Raw genomic sequence first — 11547 nt, 5'->3', positions numbered from 1 at the left:
GGCATGCCCTTCGAAGCCGCAAGCCAAGCGATGCCCGACAACACCGTGACCGGCCTTCAGTGGCGGTGTGCCACCATGGGCGACCTCGATAACTGGGCCGGCCTGATTGCCCGTACTGCCGCCGTTGAACATCCCGTCTGGTATGAGAAACGCGGTGACCTGATCCATATCCTGGAATCCACCAAGAACCCTGCGGCGACCAGCACGCTTCTGGGCCTGGATGCCAAAGGCGTGGCGCGTGCCTATGGGCGAATCACCAAGAACCCTGAAGGCGATAAAGCCACTGGCCTGGCTTGCGTCGACCCGGAGTGGCAGCTCCGCGGCATAGGTTCCGCTGTCCTGGTCTGGCAGGAAGCCCAGGTTCGGCACCGTTTCCAGTCGGATCAAGACGCCGGACACACCAAGGCTCCGCCCCGGCTCCGAATCCAAACCGAAGAACAGCATGAGCACCGGGCTGCTCTGCTGATGGGCCACGGCTACAAGGCGGTGCGCTGGTTCAACGAGATGCATCGGCCCCTGTCCACGGAGCTGCCCCACGCTCCGCTCGGTGCCGGGTTTGAACTCAGGACCTTGGAGCCTTCACTGTTCGAGCCGATGCGCTTGGCGCACAACGATGCTTTCAGGGACCACTGGGGGAGCGAACCGAGGGACGAGGAGGCGTGGCGCTTCACCATGGAGGAACCTACAGGGCGGCACGATCTCAGCGCAGTGGTCATTGACACCGCCACAGGTGAAATCGCCGGGTACCAACTGACCAGTTTTGATCCCGACTCGGCCGCAGACCGCGGTTTCAAGGAGGGCTATACCGGGCTCCTGGGAGTTCGGCGAGCCTACCGGGGCCGGGGCATCGCCCAAGCGCTGCTGGCGGACGCCATGCGCCGGTACACCGACGCCGGAATGGACGTGGCTTCCCTTGACGTGGATTCCGCCAACCCCTCAGGTGCGCTGGAACTCTACCTTGGCATGGGCTACACGCCGGTGAACCGCAGCATGACGTGGGAGAAGATGCTCTAAGGCATGTTTCCTAGCCGTCCACGTCGTGCAGGTGGTGCACAACGTCGTGCAGGAAGTACTGCGAGAACGTCAGCACCGTGAACGAGGAACCGTTGCTGCGCGTTCCGGTGCGCTGCCAGTCGTCCTCCACCACCCGGGCAAACGACTCAGCAATTTCCTTGCCTTCGGCTTCCACTTCATCAGCCACGGTTCGTGGATCCGCCGATGCGTAGTCGCCATCGATGGCGGCTTGGTCCTGGTCCCAGTTGGCGAACGTGGCGTTATCCTCAGCCAGCATCAAATTCAGGCGCTGGTCGAAGAGGCTGAAGACATCGCGGACGTGGCACGCGTACTCCAGGTTGGACCACGTGTGGTCATTGGGCCGTTTGGAAACGTCCTCCCGGCGCAGGACGGCCCGCCACCGGGGAAGCATGTTCAGGACGGTGCCCGGCACCGTTGAAGGTGTCACCGTGGCGGCGTCGAAACCGCACTCGGGGCAGGGCTCTGAGAGGACCCACGTCCAGTCTTTTTCATCGGGGATGATCGGCATGCGGCCAGTCTAAGCCGATCTGCCCCGCGTCCATTGCAGGCGATGAAATATGGTGTCGTTTTCCAATGACTTAGCTGCCCGCCCAAGAGTAAAGTTCGTTCCGGGGGGAGAGCCGGAAAGAGAAAATCATGCTCAAGGATCAGCAGGTTGGTGCCGTCCTACCGGCACAGGACATAGCCCGGGCCCGTGCGTACTACAGCGAAAAGCTCGGACTGGAACCCGAAAATCCGGACGACGACGACAACCTCCAATACAAGTGTGGCGATGGAACCGGATTCTTCCTGTATCAAACACCCAATGCGGGCACTGCCAGGAACACGCAGATGGGTTGGATGGTGAGCGATGTCGCTGCCACGGTAGCGGAGCTGCGGGATAAAGGAGTCACGTTCGAAGACTACGATTTCCCCGGGCTGAAGACAGAGAACGGCATCGCCACGATGCCCGACGGAAGCGCCGCGGCGTGGTTCCTTGATACTGAAGGAAACATTCTGAGCCTCACCCAAACCGGCTAGCCCAGGTGGTGTGGCTCCCACACCACCACAACAGCAAGGGCCGGCGGTTGTGATCGCCGGCCCCTGCTGTGGCACGTCATTACTCTGCGGGCTCAGCCCATGCCATGCTCGGGCCGATGGCTTCCACGGGCTGGGACAACGGCACGCCCGAGCCATCTCTGCGGCCATGCTCGTGTGGGAGCGCCCTGGCCACCCCGGCAGCGGATGACGCCTTGGCGGGGCCATGTCCGGCCCACGCCATCAGCAAGGTGTCTTCACCCTTCAGGAAGCGGTGGACTCGCACGCCACCGGTGGCACGGCCCTTGGCCGGATACTCCTCGAAGGCCGTGACCTTCGCAGTTCCAGGGGCGGTCCCAGGCAGGGCGCCGTTGGTGCCGGCAATGGTCACCACGACGGCGGCAGGATCGTTGGCACGAACGGTGCCGAAGTGGATCACGTCGTCACCGGCGGCCAGTTTGATGCCGGCCATGCCGCCCGCCGTGCGTCCTTGCGGACGGACGTTGGACGCACTGAAACGCAGCAATTGGGCTTGCCTCGTCACGAAGACAAGATCGACGTCGTCATCCTGCGCCGGTTCCACGGCGAGGACCGAATCCTTGTCCTTCAGGGCAATAATCTCCCAATCTTCGCGGTTCAGCGGGTAGTCCGGCTGCACCCGCTTGACGACGCCCTGGACAGTGCCAATGGCCAGAATGGCATCCAGCGGAACGAACGCCACCAAGGTTTCGCCCTTGACCAAAGTGATGAAGTCCTTCGCCGGCACACCGCCGGCCAGGTTCGGAAGGCCCGAGACGGGAGGCAGGACAGGCATGTCCATGACCTGCAGCCGCAACATGCGGCCTTGTGAGGTCACTGCGCCGATTTCTCCACGAGCCGTGGTCTTCACTACCGAGCGGAAGACATCGTGCTTGGTGCGTGGCCCGGACTCGGCCAGCGGCTCCTGGTTTGATGTCCTGGCGATCTGGCCGGAAACGCTGAGCAACGCCCAACAGGGGTCGTCCGGAATCTCCAGCGGCAGCGCGGCGGCCTTGCCTTTGGGACCGGGGACGGCAGCCGCGAGGGCGGCAGCGACGGTCGGTGAGACGGCTTCGGACTCCAGCAAGACCGTGCGGCGGGGTGTGCCGTATTTTTCGGAGATCTCGGCAAGTTCACCCGACACGAGGTCGCGAAGAAGTTCGTCGGACGCCAGGATGGCCTCAAGTGCCTCGATTTCGCGGCGGAGTTCGTCCTGCTCCTTCTCCAGTTCAAGGCGGGAATACTTGGTCAACTGCCGCAGGCGCAGTTCCAGGATGTAATTGGCCTGGATCTCGGTGAGGTCGTAGATGGACATCAACCGCTCGCGCGCAGCCGAGGCTTCATCGGACGAGCGGATGATCTGGATGACCTCGTCGATGTCAACGATCGCGATCAACAAACCTTCCACCAAGTGGAGGCGGTCCTTCTTTTTGCCCAAGCGGAACGACGTGCGTCGGCGCACCACGTTCAGCCGGTGCGCAACATAGACCTGAAGCAGCTGCAACAAGCCAAGGGTTTGCGGCTGGCCATCCACCAGCGTGACGTTGTTGATGCCGAAGGAGTCTTCCATGGGGGAGTATCGGTACAACTGCTGGAGCACGGCGTTGGGGTTGAAGCCGTTCTTCAGCTCAATGACCAGGCGAAGTCCATGGTTGCGGTCGGTCAGGTCCACGACGTCGCTGATGCCTGTCAACTTCTTGGCGTTGACGGCGTCCTTGATCTTTTCTATGACCTTTTCCGGACCCACCATGTAGGGGAGCTCAGTGACCACCAGTCCGGTGCGGCGGGCAGAAAGCTGTTCCACCTCAACCTTGGCCCGGGTCTTGAACGAACCGCGGCCAGTAGCGTACGCGTCGCGGATGCCGTCCAGGCCCACGATCCGTCCACCGGTGGGGAGGTCCGGCCCCGGGATGAACCGCATGATCTCTTCCAGGGTGGCATCGGGGTTGGCGATCAGGTGCCGTGCTGCGGCGATGACTTCCACCAGGTTGTGCGGAGCCATGTTGGTGGCCATGCCCACAGCGATGCCCGTGGTGCCGTTGACCAGCAGGTTGGGGAAGGCGGCGGGGAGGACGTCCGGCTGCGTCAGCTGGTTGTCGTAGTTGGGGACGAAGTCCACCACGTCTTCGTCGAGGTGGTCCGTCATGGTCAAAGCAGCGGCAGCGAGGCGCGCTTCGGTGTAACGCGGTGCTGCCGGGCCGTCGTCGAGCGAACCAAAGTTGCCGTGGCCGTCAATCAGCGGCAGGCGCAGGGAGAAGTCCTGTGCCATGCGCACCATGGCATCGTAGATCGCCGCGTCTCCGTGCGGGTGGAGCTTACCCATGACTTCGCCCACCACGCGGGCGCTCTTGACGTGTCCGCGGTCCGGGCGCAGGCCCATGTCGGACATCATGTAGAGAATGCGCCGTTGGACAGGCTTCAGGCCGTCTCGCGCGTCCGGGAGGGCGCGCGAATAGATCACGGAGTACGCATACTCCAGAAAGGAGCCTTCCATCTCGGAAGTGACGTCGATATCGACGATGTTCTCGGTGAAATCGCCGAGGGGCTCGCCTTTGCGTGCGGGAGTTTGGCTGCGGGCCATGGGGTCGGTGAATCCTTGAAAGTTGTACTGCGGATGTTTTAGCTAGGCTAAGCCTATGGTGGATCAGCCCGGCGTCGGCATTTATCCGGAATATTGGGAGGCCGATGTCGTCCTGCGCGACGGCGGAACAGCCCACCTTCGTCCTATCCGGCCACAGGACGCGGAGGCTTTGCAGGCGTTCCACGCGGGCCAGTCGCAGGCCTCCATCTATATGAGGTTCTTTTCCTTCAAGCCCAAGCTCTCCGGCAAGGAAGTGCGGCGCTTCACGGAAGTTGACCACATCAACCGGGTGGCTTTCGTTATCACCATTGGCGGCGAAATCATGGGCATCGGACGCTATGACAGGCTGGACGACCCCACCGAGGCAGAGGTGGCCTTCAACATCTCCGACGCCCACCAGGGCCGCGGAATTGGCTCGATCCTCCTGGAACATCTGGCCGTGGCTGCCCGCGAGAACGGCATTCGGCGATTCACGGCCGAGGTTCTGCCCGACAACCGGAAGATGCTGATGGTCTTTGCCGACGCCGGATACGACCTCAAACGCCAGTTCGACGACGGCGTGGTGAGCGTCGAATTCAACATCGACCCCACGGAGAAATCCCGAGCCGTCATGGAGTCCCGTGAGCACCGCGCAGAGGCGCGCAGCGTGCGTGACCTGTTGTCGCCGTCGTCGGTGGCTGTCATCGGCGCCAGCCGCAAGTGGGGCACCGTGGGATACCAGCTGCTGGAGCACATCATCGAGGGAGGCTTCAAGGGGCCGGTCTACGCCGTCAACCCCGAGGCCTTCGAACTGGCCGGCATGATCTCCTTCGCCAAGTTGTCCGAAATCCCTGGGCCAGTGCAGTTGGCCATCATCGCTGTTCCCTACGGCGAAGTGCCCAAGGTGGTGGACGACTGTGCTGCAGCGGGCGTCAAGGGCATTGTGGTGGCCACCGCCGGATTTGCCGACGACGGAGAGCGGGGACTGGCCCGCCAGCACGAACTGGTGCGGCGCGCCAGGGCGAACGGCATGCGGGTGATCGGGCCCGAATCCTTGGGAATTCTGAACACCCACCCGGCCGTTTCCTTGAACGCGTCGATGGCTCCCAGCATGCCGCCGAGGGGCAGCCTGGGCCTGTTCAGCCAGTCGGCCGCCGTCGGGGTGGCGGTCTACGCGGCAGCCAGCCGGCGCCAACTCGGCCTGTCGTCCTTCCTTTCCGCCGGCAACCGCGCCGACGTTTCGGGCAACGACGCCATGCAGTATTGGGAGGACGACGCCGATACCTCCGCCGTCGGCCTGTACCTGGAGTCCATCGGCAATCCGCGAAAGTTCTCCCGCCTGGCCCGGCGGTTGTCGCGGAGCAAGCCAGTCATCGTGGCCAAGTCCGATGTCACGGGTCTCACCCTGCCGCCTGGGCATGAGGTCCGCACCACGCAGGCGCCGCCCGCGGCCGTGGATGCCATGATGCGCCAATCCGGCGTCATCCGTGTGGAGACCATCGAACAATTAATGGACATCGCCCAAATCGTGTCCTCCCAGGCTTTGCCCAAAGGGCCAGGTTTGGCTGTCTATTCCAATTCCGTCGCCTTGGGGAAAGTGGTGGCTGACAGCGCTGTCCCACTCGGACTGGATGTGAACCGCCTCGTGACGGAGGTGGACCTCGACGCCGGTCAGTCGCTCGCGCTTCCGGCCTTGCGGGCCAGCCTCCAGGAAAGCCTCGCGGATGACTCCGTCCACGCGGTGGTGGCGGCACTGCTGCCTGCCCGTGGTCTCACCCAGGAGTCGTTGGCCGGCGTCCTCGCAGAATGTGCTGCGGAAGCCGGTAAGCCGGTTGTTGCGGCCTTCACGGGAATTTTGGATCCTTCCATCCACGTGGAGGGCATGGTGGGTTCCCCGGGCAAGCCCGTGCTGCCGTGCTACTCCAACGCCGGTGCCGCCGTGGCCGCCCTTGCCGCAATCGTTCGATACGCCCAGTGGCGTGATCGCGACCAGGGTTTGTTCATCGAGCCTGACGGCTGCGACGTGGATGGCACCCGCGAGACCTTGGCTGCCATGCTCGCCGGGGTAACGGGGGAGAAGCTGAGGAAGCTCGACGCCGGTGCTGCCGCCGCGCTGCTGGCCGGTTACGGCATAGAGGTGGTGCCAACGTTCGGATTTGGTACGCCGGAGGAAGCAGTCCGGGCCGCGGACACTGTGGGATGGCCAGTGGTCCTGAAGACCACTGATCCTGCACTGCGGCACCGCCTGGACCTCGGCGGCGTCCGGCTCGACATCCAGGATGCCGAATCGCTGCGCCAGAACATCGCGCAGATGCGCCGTGCCCTTGAACCGTACGGGTCGCCGTCCCTTGAGGTGCAGGCGATGGCTCCTGTCGGGCAGGCCTGCACCTTCCGCGCGATGGAGGACCCCCTGTTGGGGCCGGTGTTGTCGTTCGGTTTGGCAGGCGACGCCGTAAACCTCCTTGACGATTGGGCCCACCGGGTCCCGCCGCTCTCAGCTGCTGACCTGCATGATGTGATCCGTTCGCCCAGAGCGTCCAGGAAGCTCTTTGGCTATCAAGGGCTTCCGGCAGTGAACGTGGCAGCGCTGGAGGACGTCGCGGCCAGGCTCGCCAAGCTCAAAGACGACCACCCCGGAATTGCGCTGGTGGAATTCAACCCTGTCCTTGCCGGTCCCTCGGGCGCCACCATCCTGGGTGCGGATGTGTGGATCGGCAACGCAGCACAGCGGACGGACAGCGCCCGCCGGGCGATGCGCGGTTAGCCACAGAGGCGAACCGCACGGTTAGGAAGTCACCAAGCGATCTGTGAAAATGGGGGGATGAGCACCCAGTCTCCGACGCCTCAATCCCGCCCGTCCAACACCGGGCACCACACCGCGCATCATCACAGCTCGCAGGGACAGAGTCTGGACCAGGCACTGCAGCAAGCAGGTTTCTACCCGCGGTTGGTTGCCGACGTCGTGGACGACGCCTTGGACGGCCGCGAGTGCTTGTCACACCTGGTGCATCTGGAGACGCACTTCGACCGTGCCGAAGTTCGCCGGCACATTACCGTGCTGGTCCTGACGGAGGACATGCTGGTGATCACCCACGTGGACGACCAGCAGTTGGACGAAGCCGGTGAGCAAATCGTTGCCCAGATTTCCACCGAGTCCGTCCCGGTGGCCCAAATCCGTTCGGTGGTCCTGAGCTACATGTACTCCCAGCCCCAGGACTACAAGCCGTCCGATCCCGTCCGCGAGCTGACCGTGTCCATTGCATGGTCCGGCGGGCAACGGCTGGACATGGGACCGGCGAGCTGCGGGGATCCGCAGTGCGAGGCCGATCACGGCTACAGCGGAACCATCGCCCAGGAAGACATCGTACTGCGCATCAGCGCCGAGGCCGATGGCCTCCAGGCCGTCCAGGACGCCAAGCTCTTTGCCCGTGCACTGCGCGCGGTCAACACGGGTAACCCGAGCCCTGTCCAGCATGCCAGTATCCCTGCGCCCAGGCCGCGTTCGGGCGTCTTCAGCAACCGCCTCAGCCGCGGACATCAGCGTTGAGGGAAACTGCACAGAACCACGTGGACCCAGCTCCCGGGGCAGCCTCTCACGACCACCTCCCCTCGGCCCCGCTCTTCGGGAGCAAGTCGATCGCTGAGGTCTTCACGAGTTCCGCTGCCGCGCTCGGCGTGCCCGGCTTCACCAACCAGCTGCAGTTGCCTTCAGCTCAGCGTGTCTGCGTTGTTCTGGCCGATGGACTGGGGCGGAACCTGCTCAAGCAGAAGTCCTCCCACACGCCCTTCCTCCGTTCAGTCCTTGCTGGCGGACAGCGAAACGTCCCGCAGTGGATCGACTCCGCCTTCCCCAGCACCACGGCGGCTTCCCTCGCGAGCCTCGGTACCGGGCTGCCGGCAGGGCAGCATGGCATGGTGGGCTACGACGTCCTCGATCCCGCACAGGACAAGGTAGTGAACCTCTTGGGCAACTGGGATCCGCTGGTGGACCCGGCCAAGTGGCAACCTCACGCTACCGTTTTTGAACGCGTGGCCTCGGAGCTGGACGTCGTGACGGTCAGCCTGCCGCAATTTGGCAATTCCCCGATGACCCAGGCGGCGCTCCGGGGAAGCCGATTCGTTGGCGGCACCACGCTCCACGCGCGGACGGCCGCAGCTGCGGAAGCCATGTCCGGCGGCGAAAAATCACTGATGTACTTCTACGTCAACGAGCTCGACAAAGCCGGGCACCGTTACGGCTGCCAATCGGATCGGTGGGAGCACCAGCTTGAAGAGCTCGACTCCACGGTCAAGAGGCTTTCCGCCACATTGCCGACGGGGACCACCATCCTGCTCACCGGAGACCACGGCATGCTGGACGTCCCCGAATCCCAACGCCTGGACTACTCCGCTGACGAATCGTTGGTTGCCGGTGTCCGGCACACAGCGGGAGAACCTCGCATGGTGCACCTCTACCTTGAACCGGATGCCACCGAGGCCCACCGGGACTCACTGATTGCCGCCTGGCGTCGGCGCTTCGGCGAACGGATCTGGGTTTTCACCCGCGGCCAGGCTTCCGAGGCCGGCTTGTTTGGCACAGTCCGCCCCGAGGTGGCACCCCGCATCGGCGACGTCATGATCGCAGCCCGCGATACCCTGGCGTTGTATGACACCCGCCGGGCCAGGCCGGCATCACTGGAGGTGGTGGGTCAGCACGGTTCGCTGACCAAGGCCGAACGCGAAGTACCCCTGCTGTGCTTTACTGCTGCCGGCCGAAAGGGCAAGCGTGGCTGAGCTGGTCTTCTTCTCAGGGACCATGGACTGCGGCAAGTCCACACTGGCCCTCCAAATGGACTACAACCACCGAGCACGCGGCCGCGGAGGCGTCCGCTTCAGCTGCAACGACCGCGCGGGGGATTCGACGATCTCCAGCAGGCTGGGCCTGCAGACCGACGCCGTGGAAGTTGGTGGCGACACTGATTTCTGGGACGAGGTTGTTGCCCGACGCACCAGCGGCCTTCGCGTTGACTACCTGATCTGTGATGAAGCGCAGTTCTACTCGGCGTCCCAGGTGGAGCAGTTGGCACGGGTGGTGGACGAAATGGACGTGGATGTCTTTGCCTTCGGGATTACCTCCGACTTCCGCACCAGGTTGTTCCCCGGCTCGCAGCGCCTCATTGAGCTCGCCGACAAGGTTCAGGTGCTGCAGGTGGAAGCCCTGTGCTGGTGCGGCCGCCGGGCAACGCAGAATGCCCGGACGGTGAACGGCATCATGGTGGTGGAAGGCGAGCAAGTGATGGTGGGCGACGTCGCCCCCGCTACAGGCGACGACATCTCCGATGCGGGCGCCGTGGGATATGAGACGCTCTGCCGCCGCCATTACATGAGGCGTGTCACCGCACACGGCGCCAACGTGATGGCAGGGGCCGACCAGCCACTGCCATTCGACGTTGATGCTTGTCTTTGGCCCGGAGCAGGAGCACTTCGGCAGGGGTGACTGCCGGGGCCTGCGGCTAGTCTCCGCGAGCCCCGAAAACGATCTCATCCCAGCTGGGAATGCTGGACCTCTTCGGTCGGGACGGCTGACGTTCTGCGGGGGCGTCAGGGTCTTTTGCGACCTCGGGGTCCTTTGTAACATCAGCGGCAGATTCGCCACGGGGGTTCTCCTGCGGTGACTCCGCGCGCGGAGTCTCGCCTCCCACCTGGGGCTGGGCATTCACGCTGCCGCCGAGCAGTTCGTCGAGCCCGGCGGGCTTGCGTGGCGTTAGCGATGTGACGGGTCGCAGCGGGCTGGCCACCACTGTAATTTCGCGGGTATCCGTGCTGACGCCATTGTGAAGTTTGAGGGAATCGTCGTCATCATCATGGGTGTCAAAGTGCCGGGGAGCCAGGCTCAGCCGGGAAAGCATCGATGGCCGCGCGTCCTTCCGCGCCGGTTCCTCGGCCACCGGTGCAGCTGGTTCCGCGTCCGCAATGACGGATTCTTCGGAGATCTCGTCAGCGTCGTCACCGGGGCGCGGGTGGGCTGCCGGAACGTTACTTAGCAGGACGGCCAAGGCGTCGTCGCCGTCCTCGTCTACCCCCAGGCGTTGGCCGCGGCGTGATCGGAGCATTTCCAGGAGGCTGTCCGATTCCTTCGCGGACGTGCGTGCAGCTGCCTCGGCGTCGCTCTCGAAATCGAATGGCCTGTCAGAGACAGCAGCAAGCCTTCGTGCGGGTACAGGACCGTCCAGAGGCTCGAGTTCACTGAGTTGCTGGGCCCACCGGTTGGCATTCTGCAGCGACTTGCGCTGGGGGCTGAAAGTCCACATCGCGGGAGGTTCCTCGCCGATGCTCCCGTGGGCGCCCGGTACTGTCTCGAACCGTGCAACCACCGTCCAGGAACCATCGGGGCGGCGCCAGGAGTCCCATTCGACCGTCGCGGTATCAATACCGTGGGCAGCAAGACGGTGATCCACCATGTCGCCGAGAGTGGCCGGGGTGTCACCGAAAGCCGAGCGATAGATGTCATGGCCGGGGGCAGGGGAAGCGACCTCGATGTTGCGGGCCTGCCGCACCACGTACTCACGCTCTGCCAGCACAGGGCCTTCGTAGCGCTGGACGTTGGCCAACGGAAGGCCGGAAAGCTCGGCAACTTCAGCCGCAGTGGCTCCGCTTCGAATTCTGGACTGGATGTCCCGCGGGGACATGGCAATCGGAGTATTGGAGGCACGCGCAGCCACTTGGGCGGGGGTCCGGCTCGCTGCAGCCCGGAGGGCCTCGTCGATCGGAAGCTGGAACATCGCACCACCGGGACCGCTGAGGAGCAGATGCCCGCCGTCGTCGTGGACGCCTACCAGTCGTAGATCCTGCATAACACCCTCCACCACATGGCATAACTGACATTCGAAACTCTGCCACCCGCCGGGGCCTTTTCCTACTAGGACAGAGGGCGTGCC

Annotated in this window: 9 protein-coding genes; 6 read left to right on the top strand and 3 right to left on the bottom strand. The window is 64.1% G+C overall.

What is annotated here, in order from left to right; translation table 11 throughout:
• Positions 1-3: 3 nt before the first annotated feature.
• Complete coding sequence (locus tag ACR30Z_RS08750; RefSeq protein WP_434372132.1) at positions 4-1014, top strand: GNAT family N-acetyltransferase; 1011 nt, start codon at positions 4-6, stop codon at positions 1012-1014.
• Between the two features lie 10 nt (positions 1015-1024).
• On the opposite strand, the gene ACR30Z_RS08745 is transcribed toward ACR30Z_RS08750, so the two are convergent.
• Entirely contained in the window at positions 1025-1543 is a 519-nt protein-coding gene (locus ACR30Z_RS08745) for a DinB family protein (RefSeq protein ID WP_144652443.1), read from the bottom strand.
• Between the two features lie 128 nt (positions 1544-1671).
• On the opposite strand from ACR30Z_RS08745, the gene ACR30Z_RS08740 reads away from it, so the two are divergent.
• Entirely contained in the window at positions 1672-2055 is a 384-nt protein-coding gene (locus ACR30Z_RS08740) for a VOC family protein (RefSeq protein WP_144652442.1), read from the top strand.
• Between the two features lie 79 nt (positions 2056-2134).
• On the opposite strand, the gene ACR30Z_RS08735 is transcribed toward ACR30Z_RS08740, so the two are convergent.
• On the bottom strand, positions 2135-4651 hold the full coding sequence (locus ACR30Z_RS08735; protein ID WP_434372131.1) for a DNA gyrase/topoisomerase IV subunit A: 2517 nt from the start codon (positions 4649-4651) through the stop codon (positions 2135-2137).
• A 55-nt stretch (positions 4652-4706) separates the two neighbouring features.
• Here ACR30Z_RS08735 and ACR30Z_RS08730 point away from each other — a divergent pair, with 55 nt between their 5' ends.
• From ACR30Z_RS08730 to ACR30Z_RS08715, 4 genes are read left to right on the top strand one after another with little or no spacing between them, the layout of a single operon-like run.
• On the top strand, positions 4707-7394 hold the full coding sequence (locus tag ACR30Z_RS08730; protein WP_434372130.1) for a GNAT family N-acetyltransferase: 2688 nt from the start codon (positions 4707-4709) through the stop codon (positions 7392-7394).
• 57 nt (positions 7395-7451) lie between these two features.
• Positions 7452-8177, top strand: a complete 726-nt coding sequence (locus tag ACR30Z_RS08725; protein WP_434372128.1) for a DUF5998 family protein — start codon at positions 7452-7454, stop codon at positions 8175-8177.
• The gene (locus ACR30Z_RS08720) at positions 8174-9403 is read left to right on the top strand and encodes an alkaline phosphatase family protein (RefSeq protein WP_434372127.1); all 1230 of its coding nucleotides are present in this window, start codon (positions 8174-8176) and stop codon (positions 9401-9403) included. Before ACR30Z_RS08725 ends, ACR30Z_RS08720 begins: the two co-directional genes overlap by 4 nt.
• Positions 9396-10106 carry a thymidine kinase gene (locus tag ACR30Z_RS08715; protein WP_434372126.1) on the top strand — a complete coding sequence of 237 codons (711 nt, stop codon included), beginning with the start codon at positions 9396-9398 and terminating at the stop codon, positions 10104-10106. The genes ACR30Z_RS08720 and ACR30Z_RS08715 overlap by 8 nt, the downstream gene beginning before the upstream one ends.
• A gap of 16 nt (positions 10107-10122) precedes the next feature.
• On the opposite strand, the gene sepH is transcribed toward ACR30Z_RS08715, so the two are convergent.
• Positions 10123-11463 (bottom strand): septation protein SepH, encoded by a 1341-nt coding sequence (sepH, locus tag ACR30Z_RS08710; protein WP_434372125.1) that lies wholly within the window; start codon positions 11461-11463, stop codon positions 10123-10125.
• Positions 11464-11547 lie beyond the last annotated feature (84 nt).

It is taken from the genome of Paenarthrobacter sp. FR1, assembly GCF_051106045.1.
Classification (GTDB): domain Bacteria; phylum Actinomycetota; class Actinomycetes; order Actinomycetales; family Micrococcaceae; genus Arthrobacter; species Arthrobacter nitroguajacolicus_A.
The sequence above is the reverse complement of the archived record's forward strand: the minus strand, read 5'-3'. Positions and strand labels throughout refer to the sequence as shown.

Coding starts and splice junctions, on each gene's coding strand:
- ACR30Z_RS08750 (WP_434372132.1), top strand. CDS start 4: ATGCCCTTCGAAGCCGCAAGCCAAGCGATGCCCGACAACACCGTGACC.
- ACR30Z_RS08725 (WP_434372128.1), top strand. CDS start 7,452: ATGAGCACCCAGTCTCCGACGCCTCAATCCCGCCCGTCCAACACCGGG.
- ACR30Z_RS08730 (WP_434372130.1), top strand. CDS start 4,707: ATGGTGGATCAGCCCGGCGTCGGCATTTATCCGGAATATTGGGAGGCC.
- ACR30Z_RS08745 (WP_144652443.1), bottom strand. CDS start 1,543: ATGCCGATCATCCCCGATGAAAAAGACTGGACGTGGGTCCTCTCAGAG.
- ACR30Z_RS08735 (WP_434372131.1), bottom strand. CDS start 4,651: ATGGCCCGCAGCCAAACTCCCGCACGCAAAGGCGAGCCCCTCGGCGAT.
- sepH (WP_434372125.1), bottom strand. CDS start 11,463: ATGCAGGATCTACGACTGGTAGGCGTCCACGACGACGGCGGGCATCTG.
- ACR30Z_RS08740 (WP_144652442.1), top strand. CDS start 1,672: ATGCTCAAGGATCAGCAGGTTGGTGCCGTCCTACCGGCACAGGACATA.